The organism is Sphingomonas daechungensis (assembly GCF_014489495.1).
Taxonomy (GTDB): domain Bacteria; phylum Pseudomonadota; class Alphaproteobacteria; order Sphingomonadales; family Sphingomonadaceae; genus Sphingomicrobium; species Sphingomicrobium daechungense.
This window is the reverse complement of record NZ_CP060780.1, coordinates 2816885-2840146: the sequence shown is the minus strand read 5'-3', so window position 1 is coordinate 2840146 and position 23262 is coordinate 2816885. Positions and strand designations below refer to the sequence as shown.

Annotated in this window: 20 protein-coding genes and 7 pseudogenes; 12 read left to right on the top strand and 15 right to left on the bottom strand. The window is 63.0% G+C overall.

Annotation, left to right across the window (positions count from 1 at the left end):
- The first annotated feature begins 88 nt into the window (after positions 1-88).
- From H9L15_RS15505 to murA, 3 genes are all read left to right on the top strand, one after another.
- The gene (locus H9L15_RS15505; RefSeq protein ID WP_187714713.1) at positions 89-823 is read left to right on the top strand and encodes a phasin family protein; all 735 of its coding nucleotides are present in this window, start codon (positions 89-91) and stop codon (positions 821-823) included.
- Positions 824-975: 152 nt separating this feature from the next.
- Positions 976-1323: an ATP-dependent Clp protease adapter ClpS gene (clpS, locus tag H9L15_RS15500; protein WP_398286376.1), complete on the top strand. Its 348-nt coding sequence runs from the start codon at positions 976-978 to the stop codon at positions 1321-1323.
- Positions 1324-1370: 47 nt separating this feature from the next.
- Positions 1371-2654, top strand: coding sequence for a UDP-N-acetylglucosamine 1-carboxyvinyltransferase (gene murA, locus H9L15_RS15495; protein WP_187714711.1), 1284 nt, complete (start codon positions 1371-1373; stop codon positions 2652-2654).
- Here murA and H9L15_RS15490 read toward each other — a convergent pair.
- The 7 genes and pseudogenes from H9L15_RS15490 to H9L15_RS18170 form a co-directional block, all read right to left on the bottom strand.
- Entirely contained in the window at positions 2651-2908 is a 258-nt protein-coding gene (locus H9L15_RS15490) for a GNAT family N-acetyltransferase (protein ID WP_262984993.1), read from the bottom strand. The two genes, murA and H9L15_RS15490, sit on opposite strands and share 4 nt — an antisense overlap.
- Before the next feature lie 5 nt (positions 2909-2913).
- Entirely contained in the window at positions 2914-3078 is a 165-nt protein-coding gene (locus tag H9L15_RS15485) for a hypothetical protein (RefSeq protein WP_187714709.1), read from the bottom strand.
- Positions 3075-4277, bottom strand: coding sequence for a DUF445 domain-containing protein (locus tag H9L15_RS15480; RefSeq protein WP_187715943.1), 1203 nt, complete (start codon positions 4275-4277; stop codon positions 3075-3077). Before H9L15_RS15480 ends, H9L15_RS15485 begins: the two co-directional genes overlap by 4 nt.
- A 101-nt stretch (positions 4278-4378) precedes the next feature.
- Positions 4379-7538 (bottom strand): annotated as a pseudogene (locus tag H9L15_RS15475) (efflux RND transporter permease subunit).
- A gap of 12 nt (positions 7539-7550) precedes the next feature.
- Entirely contained in the window at positions 7551-8024 is a 474-nt protein-coding gene (locus H9L15_RS19200; protein WP_262984839.1) for an efflux RND transporter periplasmic adaptor subunit, read from the bottom strand.
- 92 nt (positions 8025-8116) lie between these two features.
- A pseudogene (locus tag H9L15_RS19195) lies at positions 8117-8497 on the bottom strand (efflux RND transporter periplasmic adaptor subunit); the annotation flags it as partial.
- On the bottom strand, positions 8494-8733 hold the full coding sequence (locus H9L15_RS18170) for a hypothetical protein (RefSeq protein WP_223276334.1): 240 nt from the start codon (positions 8731-8733) through the stop codon (positions 8494-8496). The pseudogene H9L15_RS19195 and the gene H9L15_RS18170, both read right to left, overlap by 4 nt.
- Positions 8734-8939: 206 nt before the next feature.
- Between H9L15_RS18170 and H9L15_RS15465 the strand changes: the two genes are divergently transcribed.
- Positions 8940-9200 (top strand): GlsB/YeaQ/YmgE family stress response membrane protein, encoded by a 261-nt coding sequence (locus tag H9L15_RS15465; RefSeq protein ID WP_187714708.1) that lies wholly within the window; start codon positions 8940-8942, stop codon positions 9198-9200.
- Positions 9201-9298: 98 nt separating this feature from the next.
- A complete protein-coding gene (locus tag H9L15_RS15460; protein WP_187714707.1) occupies positions 9299-10018 on the top strand; it encodes an SIMPL domain-containing protein in 720 nt (239 codons plus the stop codon).
- A gap of 60 nt (positions 10019-10078) precedes the next feature.
- Here H9L15_RS15460 and H9L15_RS15455 read toward each other — a convergent pair whose 3' ends face one another.
- The 3 genes from H9L15_RS15455 to H9L15_RS15445 all read right to left on the bottom strand — a co-directional run bounded on the left by H9L15_RS15455 (position 10079) and on the right by H9L15_RS15445 (position 11126).
- A complete protein-coding gene (locus H9L15_RS15455) occupies positions 10079-10330 on the bottom strand; it encodes a GlsB/YeaQ/YmgE family stress response membrane protein (RefSeq protein ID WP_187714706.1) in 252 nt (83 codons plus the stop codon).
- A 173-nt stretch (positions 10331-10503) separates the two neighbouring features.
- Positions 10504-10803 (bottom strand): CtrA inhibitor SciP, encoded by a 300-nt coding sequence (sciP, locus tag H9L15_RS15450; RefSeq protein WP_187714705.1) that lies wholly within the window; start codon positions 10801-10803, stop codon positions 10504-10506.
- 17 nt (positions 10804-10820) lie between these two features.
- Positions 10821-11126: a hypothetical protein gene (locus tag H9L15_RS15445; protein WP_187714704.1), complete on the bottom strand. Its 306-nt coding sequence runs from the start codon at positions 11124-11126 to the stop codon at positions 10821-10823.
- 82 nt (positions 11127-11208) lie between these two features.
- Here H9L15_RS15445 and mnmA point away from each other — a divergent pair.
- Both mnmA and H9L15_RS15435 read left to right on the top strand, forming a co-directional pair.
- Positions 11209-12325, top strand: a pseudogene (gene mnmA / locus H9L15_RS15440) (tRNA 2-thiouridine(34) synthase MnmA).
- Positions 12309-12827, top strand: a complete 519-nt coding sequence (locus H9L15_RS15435) for an NUDIX domain-containing protein (protein WP_187714703.1) — start codon at positions 12309-12311, stop codon at positions 12825-12827. The pseudogene mnmA and the gene H9L15_RS15435 overlap by 17 nt, the downstream one beginning before the upstream one ends.
- On the opposite strand, the gene H9L15_RS15430 is transcribed toward H9L15_RS15435, so the two are convergent.
- From H9L15_RS15430 to pdxH, 3 genes and pseudogenes are all read right to left on the bottom strand, one after another.
- Positions 12762-13901, bottom strand: a complete 1140-nt coding sequence (locus tag H9L15_RS15430; protein ID WP_187714702.1) for an APC family permease — start codon at positions 13899-13901, stop codon at positions 12762-12764. The two genes, H9L15_RS15435 and H9L15_RS15430, sit on opposite strands and share 66 nt — an antisense overlap.
- Before the next feature lie 133 nt (positions 13902-14034).
- Entirely contained in the window at positions 14035-14901 is an 867-nt protein-coding gene (locus tag H9L15_RS15425; protein WP_187715942.1) for a cation diffusion facilitator family transporter, read from the bottom strand.
- 77 nt (positions 14902-14978) lie between these two features.
- A pseudogene (pdxH, locus tag H9L15_RS15420) lies at positions 14979-15601 on the bottom strand (pyridoxamine 5'-phosphate oxidase).
- Between the two features lie 50 nt (positions 15602-15651).
- Here pdxH and H9L15_RS15415 point away from each other — a divergent pair.
- From H9L15_RS15415 to H9L15_RS15400, 5 genes and pseudogenes are all read left to right on the top strand, one after another.
- Positions 15652-16596: pseudogene (locus tag H9L15_RS15415) on the top strand (DnaJ C-terminal domain-containing protein).
- 128 nt (positions 16597-16724) lie between these two features.
- A complete protein-coding gene (locus H9L15_RS19190) occupies positions 16725-17069 on the top strand; it encodes a YhjD/YihY/BrkB family envelope integrity protein (RefSeq protein WP_262984838.1) in 345 nt (114 codons plus the stop codon).
- Positions 17015-17470: pseudogene (locus H9L15_RS19185) on the top strand (YihY/virulence factor BrkB family protein); the annotation flags it as partial. The gene H9L15_RS19190 and the pseudogene H9L15_RS19185, both read left to right, overlap by 55 nt.
- A gap of 196 nt (positions 17471-17666) precedes the next feature.
- Positions 17667-18470: an enoyl-ACP reductase FabI gene (fabI, locus tag H9L15_RS15405; RefSeq protein WP_317617546.1), complete on the top strand. Its 804-nt coding sequence runs from the start codon at positions 17667-17669 to the stop codon at positions 18468-18470.
- Between the two features lie 12 nt (positions 18471-18482).
- Positions 18483-20213 (top strand): carboxylesterase/lipase family protein, encoded by a 1731-nt coding sequence (locus tag H9L15_RS15400; RefSeq protein ID WP_187715941.1) that lies wholly within the window; start codon positions 18483-18485, stop codon positions 20211-20213.
- 9 nt (positions 20214-20222) lie between these two features.
- On the opposite strand, the gene H9L15_RS15395 is transcribed toward H9L15_RS15400, so the two are convergent.
- Positions 20223-21512 carry an adenylosuccinate synthase gene (locus H9L15_RS15395; protein WP_187714700.1) on the bottom strand — a complete coding sequence of 430 codons (1290 nt, stop codon included), beginning with the start codon at positions 21510-21512 and terminating at the stop codon, positions 20223-20225.
- Between the two features lie 140 nt (positions 21513-21652).
- A pseudogene (serA, locus tag H9L15_RS15390) lies at positions 21653-23235 on the bottom strand (phosphoglycerate dehydrogenase).
- Positions 23236-23262 lie beyond the last annotated feature (27 nt).

Sequence of the window (23262 nt, the reverse complement as noted above, 5' to 3'; positions counted from 1 at the left end):
GCGCTCTGTTGCACTGCACAAAAAAAGACCTTGAAAGGTGCACTGCAAAAGATTATGTTGCAGCGCACAAAAGAAGGAAATTGTAGCAATGGCAGACGAAACTCAGACGGCAATCGACACCAGCGCGGAGGTCGCCACCAAGGCGGTTGAAGCCGCAGGCGAGGTTGCGAAAGAGGTTCCGGCCGTTGCCGTGAAGACTACCAAGCGGACGACCTCGAAGGTGGCACGGGCCACCAAGCGTCAGGCGAAAGCCACCCGCTCGGCTGTGAAAACCGCTCGCCGCGCCAAGCCGCGCCGCGCTGCAAAGGTCGCCGGTGCTCGTAAGCCCCGCGTGGCCCAGGAAAGGATTGAGACTGTGACCAAGACCACCAACAACTGGTTTGCGGGCTTCAACGCCCTCCCCAACACGGGTTCGTTCCAGACGCTGTTCGCCGACGCCGGCGAGCGTGGCCAGGAAGTCGTGAAGCGTTCGCAGAAGGCGATGGAAGAGCTGACGGAAGTCAGCAAGGCCAACGTCGAAGCGCTTGTCGACGCCGGCAAGATTGCCGTCGAAGGCGCCAAGTCGCTCGGCCAGGACGTCGTCGAGACCAGCCGTGAAGGCGTGGAGAAGGCTGCTGACGCAGTCCGCGCCCTCGCCGAAGCCAAGTCGGCCAGCGAGTTCCTTCAGCTGCAGAGCGAGTTCGCTCGTGCGCAGTTCGACCGCTTCGTCGCCGAGAGCTCGCGTTTGACCGAGACGTTCGTGAAGCTCGCGGGTGAGGCCATCCAGCCGATCCAGACCCGCGCCACGCTGAACGCGGAGCGTATCAACAAGCTTGTTGCCTGACGCCTCTCCCCTCCTGATCAGGCAATGACCAGACGGCCGCCCACCTCTCTCCCCGGGCGGCCGTCTTTTTTTGTGCCCGACGCTTTTTTGGACGCTCCCGGCCACTAGCCTCCTTGCGAGGCGTTCGCCGCTTGCCATATCTTAGGGGTGTTATGGGTATGCGTTGGACGATGACAGACGAGCCTGATGATGGCGGCGTTGGCGACATGGAAACAGGTGTCGCCACGCGCACGCGCCCGCGCACCAAGAAACCGAGCAATTACAAAGTCCTGATGCTGAACGACGATTACACTCCGATGGAGTTCGTCGTCCTGGTGCTGCAACAATTCTTCTCAATGGGAATCGAGGACGCGACCCGCGTCATGTTGCAGGTGCATCAACAGGGAATCGCCGTCTGCGGTGTGTTCACTTACGAAGTCGCCGAAACCAAGGTCAGCCAGGTGATCGACTTCGCGCGGGAAAATCAGCACCCGCTGCAGTGCACTCTCGAAAAGGCCTGAGCCCTACCGCTGCTTGCGAGTCCGCTGATCGGCGCTAAAGCGCGCCGATGGACAGTATCTGGATCAAGGGCGGCAGCACGCTCAAGGGCGACATTCCCATTTCGGGCGCGAAGAATGCTGCGCTGACCCTGATACCCTGCGCCCTCCTTACCGAGGAGAAGCTGACCCTCGCCAACCTGCCGCGGCTCGCGGATGTCGACAGCTTCGGGCATTTGATGAACCAGCTTGGCGTCTCGACCAGCGTCGCGGGCGTCAAGAAGGGCGAGTTCGGACGGAAGGTCACCTTCCAGGCCAGTGACATTAGCTCGACGGTCGCGCCGTACGACATGGTGCGCAAGATGCGCGCCTCAATCCTTGTGTTGGGGCCGATGCTGGCGCGCGCTGGCGAATCCACGGTATCGCTGCCGGGCGGCTGCGCCATCGGCGATCGACCGATCGACCTTCACCTGAAGGCGCTAGAAGCAATCGGCGCCGAAATCGAACTGGCTGCCGGCTACGTGAAGGCTTCGGCGCCCAAGGGTCGGCTCACGGGAGGGGACTACAGCTTTCCGGTCGTGTCGGTCGGCGCCACCGAGAACGTGCTGATGGCGGCGGTTCTGGCAAACGGGCGGACTCAATTGTTCAATGCTGCCCGTGAGCCGGAGATCGTCGATCTCTGCAATCTTCTGGTTGCCATGGGCGCAAAGATCGAAGGCATCGGATCGGGGCACCTGATCGTTGACGGCGTCGAGGGCCTTCATGGAACGACTTACGAAGTCATGCCGGATCGCATCGAAGCCGGTAGCTACGCCTGCGCTGCCGGGCTGACGGGCGGGTCGATCAACCTGATTGGCGCCCGGCCGGACGACATGCAGGCCACGCTCAATGCGCTTGCCCAGGCCGGCCTCGTCATTGAGTTCCACGAAAAGGGCATCAGGGTAAGCGCGAATGGTGGGCTCAAGCCGTTGGCGCTTTCGACATCTCCGTTCCCTGGTTTCGCCACGGACATGCAGGCTCAGTTCATGGCGATGCTGTGCCGGGCAGAGGGCCAGAGCTTCCTCGAAGAGACGATCTTCGAGAACCGTTACATGCACGTGCCCGAGCTGCGCCGCATGGGCGCGGAGGTCGAAATTCACGGCCGTTCCGCAGTTGTTCACGGCGTGCCGAAGCTGACCGGCGCGCAAGTCATGGCAACCGACCTTCGTGCCTCGATGAGTCTGATCCTAGCCGGTCTGGCTGCTGAGGGTGAGACGGAGGTTCTGCGCGTCTATCACCTCGACCGTGGCTATGAGCGACTGGAAGAAAAGCTCAGTGCCGTCGGGGCGACGATCGAGCGGCGCAGCGCCGGCTAGGCTAGCGTCTTCATGAAGCGGTAGCTCGTACGTTCGTACCCGAGCTTTTCGTAAAACTGGTGGGCGCGCTCGCGGCTGACGTTGCTCGTCACTTCCAGGATATGGCATCCGTGCGCGGAGAGGCGCTTCTCCGCTTCGGCCATGAGCAAGGCACCAATTCCGCGTCCGCGATAGCTCTCGTCGACAATCATTACTGAAACCCGGCCGACGGGTGCCGGACGATGGACGGTCACCATGGCTGACAGGCCGCACATGCCGATCACTCGCTCGGCATCCGTGGCGACCAGGGCAGGATCTCATTCTTCCCAAGGATCTCGAGATTACGACGGACATCCGCCTCTTCGATGGGATGTCCCAGGGCAATGATGAGTTCGACGAGCCGCGGTGCGTCCGACTCTCGGGCTTCGCGGATGACGATCGTCAAAGCGTATCCAGAACGTGAATGGCGACACCGACGAGTCCGCCGACAAGGGTACCGTTGATGCGGATGTATTGGAGGTCGCGGCCCACCGCGCTTTCCAGGCGCGCCGTCACCGTCCCCGCATCCCAGCCTCGCACGGTCTCCGACACCAGTTTGACCATGGATCCGCCGTAGCTCGCGGACATGCCGACGACAGCGCGGCGGGCAAACTGGTTGATGGCGGCGCGGATGCGGGCGTCGCTTTCCAGCGTCGTTCCCATCGACTTCAGCACCTCTCCGAGCTTGCCGGCAAAAGCGGCATCGGGATTGCGCGCCGCCTTGATCACCGCCTCGCGCGACTTCTGCCACAAGGTGTCGAGCCACAGGCTGACCGATCGATTATCGAGAAGCTGCTCCTTGATCGCCTCCACCCGCTTCCGTGTTTCCGGACGCGTCTGGAGGTCGTTGGCAAGTTGGGCGAGCGCTTCCTCGACCTTCACGCGAACGGGGTGGGCGGGATCGGTTGACATTTCGACCGTGAGCTTGCGCAGTCCGTCGAGGATCGCGTCGGCGAGCTTGGCATCCAGCCCGGCCAACTTGAGGGCCCAATTGGCCTTCTTTTGCACCATCTCCCGGATCAGGGGCTCGTTCGCTTCGAGGGCTCGCGCGGTCCAGCGGATCGCGGCCTCGAGCATCGGAACATGGCGATCCTCGTTGATCGCTGACGCCAGCGCATGGCCGAGGAGCGGCGATACCTCCATCTTGCGGATGCGGGTCGAGATTGCACCCTTGACGATGCCGCCCAGCCGCTCGTCGTCGAGACCTTCGAAGACGTCGGCGATCAGGCGGGACGCGCCGGCACGGATGCGGGTGCCCTCTCCCGCAGGGGTTTGCAGGAAACGGCCGACGGCTCCGGCCACGTCGATGTTGCGCATGCGCCGGGCGACCACTGACGGGATGAGGAAGTTCTCACGGATAAAGTTCGCGAGCGCTTCGCCGATGCGATCCTTGTTCCTCGGAATGATCGCCGTGTGCGGGATGGGCAGGCCGAGCGGGTGGCGAAAGAGCGCGGTGACTGCGAACCAGTCTGCAAGGCCACCGACCATTGCCGCTTCAGAAAACGCCTTCACGTACGACAGCCACGGATACTGCTGCTCGTATGCGCGCGTCACGAAAAACAACGCGGCCATCAGGACGAGAAGTCCGGTCGCGGCCAGCTTCATTCCGGCAGCACCGGGCTGCGCCGGGTTGAACCGCGCTAGGGCATTCCGGGACTGAGTTCTCGCATCCATCGGCCCATCAATAGACGAGCTTGGCCGCCGGTTCACTCCGCGGGTTGCGGCGCTTGCCCTGACGAGGGCGCGCGGTGTGCGCCCTGGCCGACCATCTTGTGGAATCTCCGCCCAATCCACTGCTCGATGTCGATGGCGATCGAGAAGAAGGCAGGGACCAGCAGCAGGGTCAGGATCGTCGAGAAAATCAGGCCGCCGATCACGGTGACGCCCATCGGTGCGCGCCAGCTCGAATCGCCCGTCAGGGATAGCGCGATGGGAACCATGCCCGCGACCATTGCGACGGTCGTCATCACGATCGGCTGGGCGCGCTTGTGCCCGGCTTCATAAATCGCCTCATCCTTGGGCATTCCGTGGTTCATCATCTCGACCGCGAAATCGACCAGCAGGATCGAGTTCTTGGCAACGATGCCGAACAGCATCAGGATTCCGATGAACACCGGCATCGATAGCGGATTGCCCGTGATGTGGAGTGCGATGGCAGCTCCGAGCGGAGCGATCAGAAGCGACCCCATGTTCACGAACGGAGCGAGGAAGCGTCGGTAGAGCAGCACCAGCACCGCGAAGACGAGCAAGACGCCCGATCCGAGCGCGATCAGGAAGTAATAGAACAACTCGGCCTGCCATTTCTGGTCGCCCAGATCGAGCTTGTTCACGCCGCGCGGAAGGTTCTTCACCGTCGGCAGCTCGTTGATCTTCGGCCAGACGTCGCCGGACACGAGACCGGGCGCCAAGTCCGCACCGATCGCGATACGGCGAATCTGGTTGGTGCGCTGGACCGTGGTGGGGCCAGCGCCGAACCCGATCTCCGTGACCGACTTCAGGGTACTGAACCGCCGCTTGAAGTCGGGACCGGGAGGTTCTCGAGCGTTGCCAGATCACGACGGCTCCTCTCCGATAGGGACACCATGATCGGCACCTGGCGATCGGCGAGCGAGAACTTGGCGCTGTTCTGCTCGATATCGCCCAAGGTCGCGATGCGGATCGTCTGGCTAAGAGCGGTGGTGGTCACGCCGAGATCGGCGGCGAGATCGAAACGGGGCTTGATCGTGATTTCGGGACGGACGAGGTCGCCTGCGACGCGGGGTGCGCGCAGCCCTGGCAACTTCGCCATTTCGTCGGAAATCTTGTTCGCCGTTTCATAGAGCAGGACGGGATTGTCGCTGCCAAGATATAGCATGATATCGCGGGCAGCGCCGCCAGGTCCGCCACCATTCTGGCTGAGGAAGTTGACCTGCGCGTCCGGAATTGCCGAAATTTCCGGCCCCAGGCTGCGTTCGAATTCCGTGCTGGTCTTCTTGCGGTCCTTCTTGAGGACGATATTGACGTAGCCCGAGCCGACATAGACGCGCTCGAACACTTTCTCGACGTCCGGATCCTTCATTACGATCGCCGCGGTCCGGTCGACGACGGCCTCGGTCTGCTCGAGCGTCGATCCCGGCGCCATGCCGATGCGCACGTTCGAAAAATCGAAATTCATCGCCGGCTGAAAGGTGATCGAAAGCGTGGCGAACAGGACACCTTGAAGGACGAACAGTCCAAGGCCGACGCCGACCATCCAGACGCGATGATCGCGGAACATGGACAGCACGGCCCGGATCGCCCCGGGCTTCCGCTCGCGGTAGGCGCGCGCCCGCTCCGTGCTGAGACTCCACTTCAGGATGTCCAGATACTTGTTCATCATCGGGCCGGACGCGTGCGGCTGAATGCCCTTGGCACGCAGGAAGTAGGCGGCAATCATTGGCGTGATCATTCGGGCGACGAGCAAACTCATCAGGACCGCGATGACGACGGTGAAGCCGAATGCCTTGAAGAACTGCCCCGAAATGCCCGGCATGAGCGCGACCGGCAGGAAGACCGCGACGATCGACATTGTCGTCGCGAGAACGGCGAGACCGATCTCGTCGGCCGCATCGATCGAAGCCTGATACCCCGATTTGCCCATCCGCATGTGTCGGACGATGTTCTCGATCTCGACGATCGCGTCGTCGACCAGCACGCCGGCGACGAGGCTGAGGGCCAGCAGCGACAGGCCGTTCAGCGTGATCCCCATCAGGCTCATGAACCAGAACGCCGGGATTGCGGACAACGGAATAGCGAGAGCCGAGATCAGCGTAGCGCGAATATCGCGAAGGAACAGGAAGACCACCAGGACGGCGAGGACCGCGCCTTCCCACAAACCTTCCATCGCCGAATGATATTGAGCGATGGTGTAATCGACGTTGTTCGAGATTTCCGAGAAGTGGATGCGCGGATCGTCCTTCTCGATCTTTTTCAACTCTTCCCAGGTCTTGTCGTAGACGGTGACCTCGGATGAGCCCTTGGAGCGCTGGACGTTGAAGCTGATGACCTGGCGGCCATTCATCTTCGCGATAGTGCGCTGTTCGGAATAGGCGTCCCGCACTTCGCCAAGATCGGCGAGCCGAACAGTCCGTCCTCCTGGGACCGAGATCTGCGTCTGCGAGAGTTCATAGGCATCGCGGGCATTACCGAGCACGCGGACCGACTGCTCCGATCCGGCAATCTCGGCCCGCCCGCCCGCGGCATTGAGATTGGTCTGGCGAAGCTGTTGGTTGACCTGCGCGGCCGTAATGCCCTGCGCCTGGAGCGCGGCAGGGTCGAGGATGATCCGGATCTGGCGATCGACGCCGCCCTCGCGGGAGACCGCCGCGATGCCTTCGACGCCGAGGAGGCGCTTGGCCACGGTGTTGTCGACGTACCAGCTGAGCTCTTCAAGGCTCATGTCCGACGTCTCGGCGGCAACGAAGACGATCGGATCGCCGGCGATGTCGACGCGGCTGATCTGCGGCTCGAGGATGCCTTCCGGCAGGTCGCCGCGAATCTGCGCGAGTGCGTCGCGGATATCGTTGACCGCGCGGTCGGTCGGCGTTCCGATCTCGAACTGGACGAAGGTGTTGCTGTTCCCCTCGCGGATCGAGCTGTTGATCTCATCGACGCCGTTCACGCCGCGAATGGCCGATTCCACTCGCTGCGTAATTTGCGTTTCCATTTCCGAAGGTGCCGCGCCCGGCTGGGAGATGTTCACCTGCGCCGCCGGGAAATCGATGTCCGGGTTGTTGTTAACCTGCATCCCATGAAGGAGACGATGCCGGCCAGCAGCAGGCCGGCGAAGAAGACAATCGGCGGGACCGGGTTGCGAATGCACCAGGCTGAGATGTTACGGAAATTCATCGCGACTGAGCCTTACTCGATCCTCACCTTGCGCTTTGACGCTTCGGCGAGACTTTCTGTCCGGGTTGAGGAAGGGCCAGCCGACAGGACGACCGCCTCCTGACCAGTGAGACCTTCGGCGATCGTCACGCCGGCATCGCTGATCGTTCCGATCTTGATACCGCGCCGTTCGACCTCATTCTTGGCGTTGACGATGTAGACGTAGTTGCCCTTGTCGTCGCTCAGCACGGCACTTTGCGGCAGCAGCGGAGCCGATGTCTCGCCGGCATTGATCCTTGCTTCCGCGAAGCCGCCGGGCCGGATGGAAGGATCGTAAGGCAACAGGATCCTAACTTCACCCTGGCGCGACTGAGGGTCGATGATCGGCGCAACCTGCCAGACCTGGCCCGAGAAGGCGCGGTCGGTGCCGATCGGCGTAACGCTTGCCGGCATCCCCGCATGAACGAGCACGAGGTCCTGCTGTGAAAGCTGCGCACGCATTTCCATGCGCCCGCCCTCGGCCAACCGGAACAAGGCCCGGTGCCTGGGCTGACGATCTGGCCGACCTCGACATTACGGGCGAGAACCAGCCCGCTGACAGGAGCCCGAACGTCCAGCCGTCCGATCTCGGCGCGGGTGGCGTCCAGCTGTGCCTGGCTGACCCGGACCTGGGCATTGGCGGCGTCGCGCGCCGCGCGCTTCGAATCGATCTCTGCCTTGGAGACGAACCCGCGGCCCTGGAGGGCAACCGCGCGCTCGTAATTGTTCTGGGCGAGCTGCGCGTTTGCCTTCGCCGACGCCACTTGGGCCGCAAGCTGCGCGGCCTGCTGGGACTGGACCGAGCGATCGACCGTCGCCAGCACGGCGCCCGCACCGACCCATCTGCCGGCATCGACGCGAACGCTGGTGACGCGACCGCCCGAACCGGCGATGCCGATCGGCTGATCGCGATGGGCCGCGAGCGCGCCGCTGGCCGTCACGGTTCTGGGTACGTCGCTCCTGCCGGGCACCACCACGGTGACCGTCGGCACCTGGCCGCTGCCCGACGCTCCGCCGGCGGCGGCCTGCTCATCCTTGCCCCGCGCATCAGCATGAATGCGACGATGATGACGATTGCCGCGACACCCGCCGCGATGAACATCATGCGGCGGCGGCGCGCGCGATCGACGACCACCAGCGTGTCGGAACTCTCGAACGATGATGTTTCCCGGTTCATTCTCACTTCTTTCGCCCTGTTCGCGATTCACTACAGCGGATCGGCGGCACTGTATTACGCGAATAAGTCAGTTGCCGCAACTGAACTTGTCAAATCGTGCCCCGCTACAGTTTTTCGACTAACGGCGGCACTTGAGTCGCGAAGACGCGTTGGCGCAAAACTGCAGTGCCCTTGCGTTGCACGGGCGAAACGAAAGGGAAGCGAATATGGAGCATTACGGTATCCTGGGCTGGATCGTAATTGGCGGTCTCGCTGGCGCGATCGCGAAGCTGCTGATGCCCGGGCGCGACCCCGGCGGATGCATCATCACAATCCTGCTCGGAATCGCCGGCGCCCTCCTGGCGGGCTTCCTCGGTCGCTCCGTCGGCTGGTACACCGACGGACAGGGTGCGGGCTTTATCGCCGCGATCGTCGGCGCCTTCGTGATCCTGCTGATTTACCGACTGGTCCTTTCCAGGCGGGGCTGAGCCCTTTCCCCGGGTGCAAACGTAACTCCGGCGTTCAGGGAACAGCCATTCGGCTGATGTGACGCTTGCGCCTCCTGATTCCGAGTTTGGAGGTTTGAATGAAGAGCATAATGGCGGCCCTCGCGCTAACCGCGGCCGCGCTGCCGATGGCGGCGAACGCGCAGGCGGAGGCCCCAATGCCTCCGATCACGGGAACACGCCTCGACATTTCGGCGACGGGTGAAGCCACCCGCGTTCCCGATATCGCGGTGATTTCGGCCGGAGTTGTGACCAAGCAGGCCACCGCGAGCTCGGCCATCCAGGAGAACAGTACCCGCATGGATCGGGTACTTTCGGCATTGAAGCGAGCCGGAGTTGCGGAACGCGACATCCAGACGAGCGCCATCAGCCTCAATCCCGACTATCGCTATCAGGATAACCAGCCGCCCCAGCTCGTGGGCTATTCGGCGACGAATCAGGTGACGGTCCGCTTCCGCGACATCCGCAACAGCGGGAAGATTCTCGACGCGCTGGTTGCCGAGGGCGCGAACCAGATCAACGGGCCGAACCTGACCATCGACAAGCCGGAAGCGGCGCTGGACGAGGCGCGTCAGAATGCCATCGCGAACGGCAAGGCGAAGGCCGCGCTCTATGCACGATCGCTCGGAATGCAGGTGGTGCGGGTTGTTTCCGTCAGCGAGGGTGGAGGAGGCGCGTACCCGCCGCCGCCAGCACCGCCCCCGATGTTCATGGAAGCGCGCGCCAGCGCCGACTCAAAGGTTTTGCCCGGCGAGCAGAAGCTGCAGGTCACCGTCTCAATGGTATTTGACCTGCGCTGATCAAGAAGAAGGCCGCCCGGGAGCCCCGAGCGGCCTTTGTTTCTCCCGAATGTTCGAACCTTAGCGAACCGTTCCGCGACGGATCAGGTTGACGATCGCCAAGAGGATCACTGCGCCTAGCAGCGCGTAAAGGAAGCTTTCGACCGTAATCCCCTGGTTCATGTTCTGACCGAAGAGGAATCCGGCGATGACAGCGCCCACAATGCCCACCACAACATTGAGGATGATGCCCTGTTGAGCGTCAGTGCGCATGATGAGGCTGGCGAGCCAGCCACAAATACCACCGACGACCAGCCAAATGATAATACCCATGTAGCGTTCCCTCCTGTTCGTGGGCCGCCAGTAACTACTCAGCGGCCTTCCGGCATCTAGACGCTGATGCAGGGCGGTTGTTCCGGATTCGGAAGGAACTGTCCAGTTTTTTGGTTAACTGCCCGCGGAACAGGCCGAAAGATTACTGCGCGTAACGATCAGCCACAGCCGCGTCAGTAGCGCTGCTGGCGCTCGTACTGGTCGCGATAATGCTTGATGCGAGTCACGCGCAGGCCGGGCATTCCACTGCGGTCGACCGCGCGCTGCCAGCTCGTGAACTCCTCGAGGCTCAGCGTGTAGCGCTGGCAAGCCTCGTCGACCGAAAGCAGGCCACCCGCAACAGCCGCGACGACCTCCGCCTTGCGGCGGACGACCCAACGGGTGGTGCTGGCAGGCGGAAGGCTGTCGAGCGTCAAAGGCTCTCCGAGCGGTCCGATGACCTGCGCTGGCCGAATCTTCTGGTTCTCGAGCATCTCTTGGTTAAACCCGCTTAGTCATTGTCGATGGCATTGGTCTTAAGCCGCGCCCCTTGAAGATATTCTGAAACGCGCTGGTTAATTTCCCCCTCACGACCCTTAACGTCCTTTGACTCTTCCTCGGACGCCGCTTCAGCAAAGGCACCGCCAACGCGATCCCGTGCCTCCGCCCACCCGGGGCTTGCCGCCAGGAGCCGGGCGATGGCCAAAGTCCGATCGTCGCAAGTCCTGCCCGACTGCGCGCCGAAAGCTGCAACGAGCTCCGCGGCATCCAGTCCAGCAAGTCCCGCGGCGGTGAATTTCGACTCCGGCCGAGACAAATTACCCTCTTGAACAACCCACTCCACGACCGGCCTAGCTGAGAGGGGTGAAATTCAGGTAAAGAGCGCCGAGATAGCTCCAATGCAGATTGATTTCGGCCTTGATCGCGAAGTTCGCGAAGCACGCATCGTCGTCGCCATGTCCGGCGGCGTCGACAGCTCGGTCGTCGCCGCGCTCGCCGCACGAACGGGTGCCGAGGTCATCGGCGTGACGCTGCAGCTTTACGACCATGGCGAAGCGGTGAAGCGCAGCGGGTCCTGCTGCGCCGGCCAGGATATTTACGACGCCAGCATGGTCGCCGACCGGCTCGGAATTGCTCACTACGTCCTCGATTACGAAAGCCGCTTTCGCGACAGCGTGATCGAGCATTTCGCCGACGAATATGCCCGCGGCCGAACGCCGGTCCCTTGCTCGCTCTGCAATCAGGGCGTGAAGTTCATGGACCTCGTCGCGTTCGCGAAGGAGCTTGGCGCCGACTGCCTGGCAACGGGGCATTATGTCCGGCGGGTCGTCAACGGCGACCGCGTGGAGCTTCACAAGGGCGCCGACCCGGCCCGCGACCAGAGCTATTTCCTCTACGGGACCACGCGCGAGCAGCTCGACTTCCTCCGGTTCCCGCTCGGCGACCTCCCAAGCGCGAGGTTCGCAGGCTTGCCGAGGAAGAGGGCTTGGTCGTCGCCAACAAGCCGGACAGCCAGGACATCTGCTTCGTTCCCGACGGGATTATGCGGGATTGGTGCAGCGGCTTCGGCCGGAAACGATCGCTGCGGGTGAGATCGTCGATCTGCAGGGGAAGGTCCTGGGGAGCCACCGAGGCGTCGTGCACTTCACGGTGGGCCAGCGCCGCGGGATCGAGGTCGGCGGGCAGAAGGAGCCGCTTTACGTCGTACGGATCGAGCCGGAGCAGCAGCGCCTCGTCGTCGGACCGCGCCGGGCCCTCGCGGTCGATTCAATGCGGATCGAGGAGATGAACTGGATCGCCGAGGATCAGACGGACGTCGGTGTGAAGGTCCGCTCGCTTGCTCCGCCCGTGCCGGCGACAATCCTGGGCGACCGGGTGCAGTTCGCTGGTGCCGAATATGGCGTTGCGCCCGGGCAAGCGGCGGTCTTTTATGACGGCACGCGGCTGCTTGGTGGAGGCTGGATCGCCGAGACGACCTCGGTGGCCGAGGGAGCCCTGGATGCCGCCGCCGCTTAGTGCGGGAATCCTGCTCTACCGCGAGCATGAAGGCATTACCCGGGTCCTGCTGATCAAGCCCGGCGGCCCGTTCTGGCGGCACAAGGACGAAGGCGCATGGATGATTCCCAAAGGCGCTCTTGAGCCCGGGGAGTCCTCCGCCGACGCGGCGATCCGCGAATTCGAGGAAGAAACCGGGACGGCGCTCGGGCGCGTACCCTTTCCGCTTTGCTGCGTCACCCAGGCCGGCGGGAAGAAGGTCGAGGTGTTCGCTGCCGAGGGTGAATTCGATCCGGGCTCGATCCGCAGCCTCGAATTCGAAATGGAATGGCCGCCCAGGAGCGGGCGGATGCAGAGCTATCCCGAAGCGGAAGAGGCCCGGTGGATGACGCTGGACGAGGCGCGCCGGATGATGCTGCCGAGCCAGCTGCCGATTCTGGATGCCCTGGGGCCAAGCTTAGTCTCGGGTAACCAGGCGAGTGGCAGTGGTCAGCCCGAACAGCGCGAGACCGGCAACCGCTAGTACGAAGAGCGTCAGCCTCGCCTTGGCGTCGGCCTGCGCGGCGACTGCAATGCAGATCAGAACGCCGATGCCGGACAGGAGCCAGTGCGAAGCCCGCAAACGTGCCGGACGCTCTGGTGCGCGGGGCAGGGCGAGGATCGTCACCGAATAGATGATCATCCGCGCGAGCGTGCTGATAACCGCCAGCCAGACGAAGCTCCCGCTCACTGCCAGGGCCGCGACGAGAATCGCGAAGAAGGCAATGCTCGCGACGGGAGTCTCGAACCGGCGATTGACCTTTGCGAGCCACCCGGGAAGTTCACCCCGCTCCGCCATGGCGAATGTCACTCGGGGAGTTGCGGCCATGTTGCTGTGCAGGTTTCCGGCAGTGGAGAAAATGGCCGTGAGCCCGATTACCAGAGCGCCGGGCGGACCCATGAGCCAATCACCGAGCGCCAGGAGCGGCGCGTCCGCACCTTCTTCGAGACCCCCAGGAAACACGGCAACGAAAGCGAGCTGGACGATGAAATAGAGCAAGGCGACCGTACCAATCGTCGCCAAGAGCGCTTGCGGCAGGGTACGGCCGGGATCCCTCGTCTCGCCGGCGGTGACCGTGGCGTTTTCAAAACCGACGAAGGCGTAAAAAACGATCAGGACGCCGGCTTCCACATCGCCGATCGGCGGTAGAGGGCCGGGTGCTGGAACTCCCGCCAAGGCGAGCACAGCGAAGGCGATGAGCATCAGCGGAAGAGTCTTGAGCAGGGTCAGGCCTCCAAGAACCCGCATCGCCGACTTTACGCCCGACACGTTGATCGCGGTGAAAGCCGCGACCAGGCCGAGGATCAGCGCAAGTCTCGCCAGTCCAGCGTCGGCCCCGATCAGCCAGCGTGCCAAATAGGACACCAGAACGTTAAGGTTGGCGGCAAAGGCGGTTGCCCGCGCGATGTAGTAAATCCATCCGAGTTCGAACCCGGCGAGCCGTCCGAAAACGCGGCCATAGGTCGCGGGTCCCCCGCTCTGGGGAATGCGGCGACCGACCGCGTGAACGGTATCGCGATGAGCAACGAGGCGAGCCCGACCAGCGGGAACAGCCACGGCGAAGATGTGCCGAAATCGCTCGCGAGCGTTTGCGGCAGCGCGAAAATCGAAGCGCCGATCGCACCGTTGAATGCAAGCAGGATCGCTCCACCGAAGCCGATACGGCGCGGCAGGGCATCCCGTGACTCGTTCAGGACGCCGTCTCCGTGATTTCCGACGGAAGCATGGTCTCGCGATCGGTGTGACCTTCGGGATCGAGATGGATCAGGATTTCCGTGGCCGGGAAGCGGCTCTGGAGCTCTTCCTCGATCCGATCCATCCGGTCATGTGCGTGCGCAATCGTCCAGTCCGCCGGGACCCAGACGTGAAACTGCGCGAAGTTGTGGGTGCCGCTGGTGCGTGTGCGCAGGTCGTGCAAGCCGGCCAGCTCCGGATAGTCGCCGCAGGCAGCGAGGAATTTGGCGCGCAGCTCTTCGGGCCATTCGCGATCCATCAACTGGTCTAGCGCATGGCTGGAGGAGGTCCAGGCGCCCCACAGGAGCCAGAGGGCGATCAGCACGCCGAAGACCGCGTCGGCCCCGGTCAGGTTGGCATACTGGTCCAGCACAAGCGCAACGATGACCGATCCGTTGAGCATGAGATCGGAGGCGTAGTGCAAGCGATCGGTCGAGATCGCGACGGAACCCGTCCGCTTCACCACGTGCCGCTGATACGTGATCAGCGCCAGCGTCGCAGCAATCGCGACGAGCGAAACTCCGATTCCAAGCTCGGCCGCGCTGGTCTGCGCACCGTTGATCAAGCGGATGACCGACTGGTAGCCGATGAACAACGCCGACAAGGTGATCAAGATGACTTGGACCAAGGCAGCGAGCGCCTCCGCCTTGCCGTGGCCGAAGCGATGGTCGGAGTCGGCCGGCGCCGCGGCGATGCGGACACCCATCAGAACGACGAGGCTGGCAAGCAGATCGAGGCTGCTGTCCGCCAGCGATCCGAGCATCGCCATCGAGGAGGTTTCGATGGAGGCCCAAATCTTCAGACCAATGAGAGAGATCGCCATGACGATACTGGCGAAAGCGGCGCGCGTCGTCAGCGACGCCCGTTCCTCACCATGCGCCTGGTGGGCGTGAACTCCGCTCACGGGTAGAGCAGGCCTTCGCGCCAGCCCCCGCCTTCTGCCGAGAAGATACGTCGCTCATGCAGCCTGTGTGGACGGTCCGTCCAGAATTCGAACGCGGTGGGTTCAATCGAAACCCGCTCCACCGAGGTGGACGCGGCACGACCTCGCCCTCGAAACGCTTGCTCATCTCTTCAAATCGACGCTCAAAGGTTTCGCGGCGATCCAGGCTCCGCGACTGCCAGGACGCCCAGGCACCAAGCTGAGAATCTCGGGCTCGGCTCTCGAAATAGGCATCGGCGTCGCTGTCCGGCACGGGTCCAACGCCTCCCTCGATGCGAACCTGCCGCCGGAGCGACTTCCAATGGAATAGCAGTGCAGCCTGGGAATTGGCTGCAAGCTCCGCTCCCTTCCGGCTGTCGAGATTCGTGTAAAATGTGAAACCGTCGGGACCGTGGCCCTTCAACAGGACCATGCGAACGGACGGACGCCCGTCAGGGGTGGCAGTCGCCAGTGCCATGGCCTCGGGATCGTTCGGCTCTGACTGGCGCGCCTCTGCGAGCCATTGTCCGAAAAGCTGGATGGGATCGGTCTCTGACACGGCTAGCCGCTTAGGCTTGGAGGCGCCGTCGCCGCAACCCATCTGGCAGGCCCCATCTAGAAACACCGAGTGTGTTACGGCATTGGAGCACTATGGACCTTTATCAACGGCTAGGCGTGCAGCGCGGCGCAAGCGAAGCGGAGATCAAGAAGGCCTACCGCAGCCTCGCCAAGCAACTCCATCCCGACCGCAACAAGGACAATCCGAACGCCGCTAAGCGGTTCGGCGAGGTCACGGCCGCCTACGACTTGCTCTCCGACAAGGACAAGCGCGCGCAATATGATCGCGGGGAAATCGACGAGGACGGCAACCCCAAGATGCCGTTCGGGTCCGGCGGGTTCGGCGGAGGCTATGGCGGCGGCCGTCCCGGCTCAGGTGGCGGCGGGTTCGACGGTTTCCAGGGTAGCGGCTTCGGTGGGGAGACGGCCGACCTCAGCGACCTGTTCGAAGGCTTGTTCGGCGGTGGGTCCGGAAAAGGCGGCGGTGGGTTCGGCGGCTTCCGGCAACGTCGAGCGCCGCAGAAAGGTGCGGACATCGCCTATCGGCTGAAGATTTCGTTCGTTGATGCGGCGACACTCAAGCCCCAGCGGATCACTTTGGCTGACGGCAAGACGATCGATCTCAAGCTTCCGGCCGGCGTCGAAGAGGGGACAAAGATCCGCCTCGCCGGCAAGGGCGAGCAAGGGCCCGGAGGCGCTGGAGACGGCCTGGTCACAATCGCCATCGAGCCCCACCCGTTTTACAAGCGTGAAGGCGACAACATCCGTCTTGAGCTCCCGGTAACCCTGAAGGAGGCTGTGCTTGGAGCCAAGGTCAAGGTGCCGACGCCGGAAGGACCCGTCATGCTGACGGTTCCGAAGGGGAGCTCGTCCGGACGCGTGCTTCGCCTGAAGGGCCGTGGTTTTACCGGGAAGGGCGGGAAGAGAGGGATCAATTGGTCGCGCTTGAAGTGGACCTGCCCGCCGACGACGCGCAGTTGCGGAAGTTTGCGGAGACGTGGAGGGCGGGGCAACCCGCGGGCTTCCCTTGGGGTTTAACGGCCTTAGTCTCTAGACCCACGCATGCAGGACCACTCACCGCTATCCCCGAGGAACGCCGCAAGCAGCTTGCCAGCCTGAGCGCCGCTTACGGCCGCGATGCCGCGGAGCGCGTAAAACCGCGCATCGTGGCTTGGGAAGTGATCAAGCGGGTCGCGGTTGGCGTTTACAACGACGGGTTCATTCACGCCGGCAATCTGGCCTATCTTGCATTGCTGGCGCTGTTCCCCTTCTTCATCGTCGCCGCCGCGCTCGCCAATCTGTTCGGCCAATCGGAGAGCAGCCGGAAGACTGTGGCGACGGTGCTTGCGCAGCTGCCGCCGAACGTTTCCGATGTCCTTCGGGAGCCGATCATCGAAGTCCTATCCGCGCGTACGGGGCCACTGCTTTGGATCGGGCCATCGTCGGATTGTGGACGGTGGGGAGCTTCATCGAAACGATCCGCGACATCCTTCGCCGGGCCTACGGCGTGAAATATTGCGCCCCGTTCTGGGAATATCGGCTTGGGTCGATGGCCATCATCATCGGCTCGGTCTTTCTCCTGATGGTGGCGTTCGCGGTCAGCATCACGTTGAGCTCGATCCAACATGGCATCGAACATTGGATTCCGCTTTTCCAGAACGTCGCCGATACGTTGACATTCTACCGCGTGATCCCGGCGCTCATGCTGTTCGTAACCAATTACCTCGTCTTCGTGGCGCTGACGCCTTCGAGGTACCGCCGACGCGGTTGCCGCAAGTGGCCAGGGGCTCTGCTGGTCACGGTCTGGTGGCTGATGACGGCCGAGTTGCTGCCGCAGGTGATTGGCCTGCTGGGTGGTTATGACCTGACCTACGGAAGCCTGGCCGGGGTGATGGTCGTCTTGATTTTCTTCTTCATGGTCGGGCTTGGCGTAGTTATGGGCGCGGAGCTCAACGCGGCGCTGGCGGAAGCTTCGCCGACGGCGCTAAGGGGCGAAATCTATTCCGGTCCGTTCCAGGACGAGCTCGAAGTCGAGGAGCCGCAACCTGGGGAGGACGTGGAAATAGTGCCGAAACCTGAAACCGCGCCGAAACGAGGGGAGCCCAGCTGTGAGTGGATTGATGCAGGGCAAGAAAGGCCTGATCATGGGCCTCGCGAACGATCGCTCGCTGGCATGGGGCATCGCCCGAGCCTTGGGCGAGCAGGGCGCCGAATTGGCCTTCTCCTACCAGGGCGACGCCCTCGAGAAGCGGGTCCGGCCCCTGGCCGAAGAACTAGGGTCAGACCTCCTGATCGACTGCGATGTCTCGGACATGCACGCGCTGGATAAGGCGTTCGCGGATCTCAACTCGAAGTGGGGCGGGCTCGATTTCGTCGTCCACGCTATCGGTTTCTCGGACAAGAACGAGCTTCGCGGAAAGTTCGTCGACACCACGATCGACAATTTCCTGCTGACCATGAACATCTCGGTCTACAGTTTCATCGCCGTCGCCCAGCGCGCCCGGGCCATGATGAAACCCGGCGGATCGATGCTGACTTTGAGCTACTACGGCGCCGAGAAGGTCATTCCACACTACAACGTCATGGGCGTTGCCAAGGCCGCTCTCGAGACCTCGGTGAAGTATCTGGCGGCCGACCTCGGCCCGGAAGGCATTCGCGTGAACGCGATTTCGGCCGGTCCGATCAAGACGCTTGCCGCGAGCGGCATCGGCGACTTCCGCTACATCATGAAGTGGAACGAATATAATTCCCCGTTGCGCCGCAACGTGACGATCGAAGACGTCGGCGGCGCCGGACTGTACCTGCTCAGCGACTTTGCGTCCGGAGTCACCGGAGAAATCCACCATGTGGATGCCGGCTACAACGTCGTCGGGATGAAAGCTGAAGACGCGCCGGATATCGCGACGGTGTGAAGGCCGGCTAGTCTGTCGGATCGATGCATTCCCGTCACGCATGGAACCGATAGCCCCCGCAGCGCTCGTTATTCGCTAAACTTCGGCCATGACAAAGGGATCGGTTTTCGCCCTTCTCTCGCTGCTTCTGAGCTTGGTACCGGGCCTTGCCGAGGCCGCTCCGGTCATGATCGACAGCGGGAAAATAGAGGGTCTCCAATCCGGCGCAATCCGGATCTTCAAGGGCATTCCGTATGCTGCCCGCCGGTCGGTCCGCTTCGATGGCAACCCCCGCACGCACCCTCGCCGTGGGCAGGAATCCGGCAGGCGACCTCTTTTTTCCCGGCCTGCCCTCAGCTTGAAACCTATCCTCCCGATGCGCCTAAGGAGCAAAGCAGCGAGGATTGTCTCGCCCTTAATGTCTGGGCGCCAGTCCCAAGATCCAACACGAAACTGCCAGTCATGGTGTGGATCCACGGCGGTGGACTGACCGGCGGATCGGGTTCTGTGCCTCAATATGCAGGCGAGCAGCTTGCCAGCCACGGCGTCATCGTGGTCACGCTTAATTACCGCCTCGGCGCCCTGGGCTTTCTCGCGCACCCAGAGCTCAACAAGGAATCGGCGCACGGCGTGTCGGGCAATTACGGATTGCTGGACCAAATCAGGGCGTTGCAGTGGGTTCAACGAAACATCGCCGCTTTCGGCGGCGATCCGGATCGGGTCACGATTTTCGGTCAATCTTCAGGAAGCTTCTCCGTCAGCATGCTAGCGTCGACCCCGTTGGCGAAAGGTCTCTTCCGTCGGGCGATTGGACAGAGCGGAGCGGTGTTCGAGCCTGTGGAGCTCGATCCACGATTCACGCCGGACGGCTCCGCGGAAGTGGGTCTGACCTTTGCCAGGAAGGCGGGAGCGAAATCGCTGGCGGATCTGCGCCGGCTGCCTTTCGCTGCGCTGTTGAAATTGCCGTTCAGTCCTCAGTTCAACGTCGACGGCTACGTGCTTCCGAAATCTCCGCGTGATGCGTATGCGTCGGGTAGTCAGAATGATTCCGATCTCCTTATCGGCACCAATGCCAGCGAGGGCTCGTTCTTCTTCGATTCTCGGAAGGTTACGACAACCAATTTCGACGCGGTGCTCGAACGCACCTATCCATCAATTCTGCTGCGAGCGATCGGCGCGTCGCCAGGCAAAACGGACTCGGATGCGCGCCTTGCCGCGGTGGCGATCGACTCTGACCTTAGGTTCATTTGGGATATGTGGGCTTGGGCACGCAATGCTTCCAAAACCGGACGGCGTCCTGTCTACTTCTATTCCTTCACCCAGCCGCCCGCTTATCGCCCAGGCCATCCCCTCTTCGGACTTGGCCCAACCCACGGCGCAGAGCTGCCCTACGTATTCGGCGACCTCGACCCTAACGTAGCCGACTGGAACTCGAATGATCGTGCGCTCTCCGAGGCGGTTCAGCTTTACTGGACGAACTTCGCGAAAACTGGAGACCCTAATGGAGCGAACCTCCCGCGCTGGCCGAAGTTTGACCGGCAAGGCGCTTGGGTCATGCAGCTGGGACCGATGTTGCAGGCATCAGTGGTTGCAGATCAGTCCCGGCTTCGTCGGATTGATCAGGTCTACGGAGTCGCGCGGTTCGTTTACTGGCACTTGTACGGCGTTCTCGCTGTGGCGGGCCTCTTGCTCATCGCCTTCGTCGCGGGCCTATATCGCTTCTTTAGGGCGCGCCGATCGAGAGTAGCAAATCGGCGTCCGTGAAGATCGCTCTCAACCGTTGAACGGATCGCGAACCAGGATCGTGTCGTCGCGCTCGGGTGACGTGCTCACCAAAGCTACCGGGCAGCGGATCAGCTCCTCGATGCGCCGCACATATTTGATCGCTCGCGCCGGCAGGTCGGCCCAGCTGCGGGCGCCGCGTGTCGACCCCGGCCAGCCCTCGATTTCCTCATATTGCGGAACGACTCGAGCCTGATCCTGCGCGTGCGGCGGGAGGTAGTCGAAGCTCTGCCCGTCGATGGTGTAGCCGGTGCAGATCTTCACCGTCTCGAAGCCGTCGAGGACGTCGAGTTTGGTCAACGCCACGCCGGTGACACCACTGACGGCGGCCGACTGACGAACCAGCACGGCGTCGAACCAGCCGCAGCGGCGGCGGCGTCCGGTGACGGTGCCAAATTCATGGCCGCGCTCGCCGAGCCGTTGGCCGATCTCGTCTTCGAGTTCGGTCGGGAAGGGACCTGAGCCGACGCGCGTCGTGTAGGCTTTGACGATACCGAGCACGAAGCCGGCCGCTGACGGACCCATGCCCGTTCCCGGACCCGTCGCTCCCGCTACCGTGTTGGATGAGGTGACGAACGGGTAGGTTCCGTGATCGACGTCGAGAAGCACGCCCTGCGCGCCTTCGAACAGTATCCTTTTGCCCCGGCGCTGCGCCGCATCGAGGTCGCGCCAGACCGGCTTGGCGAAAGGCAGCACGAACGCGGCAATTTCGGCGAGGTCGTTGCGGAGCCGCTCGCGATCGACCGGCGGTTCTCCGAAACCGGCGCGGAGGGCGTCATGATGTGCGCACAGGCGGTCAAGCAAGGGATCGAGCTCGCCGAGGTGTGCAAGATCGCAGACACGGATGGCGCGGCGGCCGACCTTGTCCTCGTAAGCAGGACCGATGCCGCGGCGCGTGGTGCCGATCTTGCCCGCACCGCTCGCATCTTCGCGAAGAGCATCGAGATCGCGGTGAATCGGAAGGATGAGCGGGCAGGTCTCGGCTAGCATCAGGATGTCAGGGGTGACCTTCACGCCCTGGCCCTGAATGCGCTCGACCTCGGCCTTCAGTGCCCACGGGTCGAGCACAACGCCGTTGCCAATGACCGACGGCGTGCCGGTCACGATCCCGGACGGAAGCAGCGAAAGCTTGAAAGTTTCGCCGTTGACGACGAGCGTATGCCCGGCGTTGTGACCGCCCTGGAAGCGGACGACCATGCCTGCCCGGCTCGCGAGCCAGTCCACGATCTTGCCCTTGCCCTCGTCGCCCCACTGAGCGCCGATGACCGTTACGTTGCCCAAGTCGAATCCCTTTTTGCGGAGGCAGGGGCGCTCCTACGGGCCGAAGCCTGCATCGTCCAGCCGTTGGAACAGGTGCGGTTGCGCGCCTTCGCCATTTCGGAGGGAACTGCAACAGGCGAGCGCGGTTGCAATGTGTCCGTCTAAAACTTCAGCGCGCGGACCAGCTTTACGCCGGGCAGCGCTTCGACCTTCGCGATGACCTGTGGATTCACGGGCTCGTCGACGGATAGCAACAGGACCGCCTCGCCACCGGCTTCCACGCGGCCGAGGTGGAAGGTGCCAATGTTGATGCCGGCTTCGCCCAGCGTCGTCCCGAGCCGACCAATGAAGCCGGGCGCGTCCTCGTTGACGACGTAGAGCATGTCGCCGACGAGGTCGGCTTCGACCTTGATCCCGAACAGCTCGACCAGGCGCGGCTGCGCGTTTCCGAACAAGGTGCCGGCGACCGTTCGCGGACCCGCTTTCGTCTCTGCCGTAACTCGCAGCAGCGTGTGGTAATCGCCCTCGCGGTCGTGCCGGACTTCGCGAACGTCGAGGCCACGCTCCTTCGCGAGGAACGGCGCATTGACCATGTTCACCGTGTCCGAATGCACGCGCATGAAGCCCGCGAGGACGGCGCCGGTGATCGGCTTCATGTTGAGATCCGCGGCCGCGCCTTCCGTCTCGATCGACAGGCCCGCAATGTTGCCGTGCGCGAGCTGCCCGACGAGGCTGCCGAGCTTTTCCGCCAGCGCCATGTAAGGCCTTAAGCGAGGCGCTTCCTCGGCCGAAAGCGACGGCATGTTGATCGCGTTGGTCACACCGCCGAGCAGGAGGAAATCGCTCATCTGCTCCGCCACCTGGATGGCGACATTGACCTGCGCCTCGTTCGTCGATGCGCCAAGGTGCGGCGTGGAGATGAAGTTGGGCGTCCCGAACAGCGGAGAATCCTTCGCGGGCTCCGTCTCGAACACGTCAAGCGCGGCACCCGCGATGTGACCGGAATCGAGGCCCTCCTTCAGAGCCGCTTCGTCGATCAACCCGCCGCGCGCGCAATTGACGATGCGCACGCCCTTCTTCGTCTTGGCGAGGTTCTCGCGGCTCAGGATGTTGCGCGTCTGATCGGTCAGCGGCGTGTGCAAGGTGATGAAATCGGCGCGGCGAAGCATGTCGTCGAGCTCGACCTTCTCGATACCCAACTCGACCGCTCGCTCCGCGGTCAGAAATGGGTCATAGGCGACCACCTTCATGCGCAAACCCAATGCGCGGCTCGCGACGATCGAACCGATATTGCCTGCGCCGATCAGACCGAGGGTCTTGCCGGTGACCTCAACTCCCATGAAGCGGTTCTTTTCCCACTTCCCCGCCTGCGTCGATGCGTCCGCTTCCGGCAGTTGCCGGGCAAGCGCGAACATCAGCGCGATGGCATGCTCCGCGGTGGTGATCGAGTTGCCGAACGGCGTGTTCATCACGACGACGCCGCGTGCGGTCGCAGCCGGATATCGACATTGTCGACGCCGATCCCCGCCCGGCCGACGACCTTCAGATTGGTCGCTGCATCGAGAATGTCCTGGGTGACCTTGGTCGAAGAGCGGATGGCGAGGCCATCATAATCGCCGATGATCGCTTTCAGTTCTTCCGGTGTCTTTCCGGTGATCTCGTCGACCTGAAGGCCGCGCTCCCGAAAGATCGCGGCGGCCTTCGGGTCCATCTTGTCGCTGATGAGCACTTTGGGTTGGGTCATTCGCTGATCCTGTAGAATTGTGTTCCT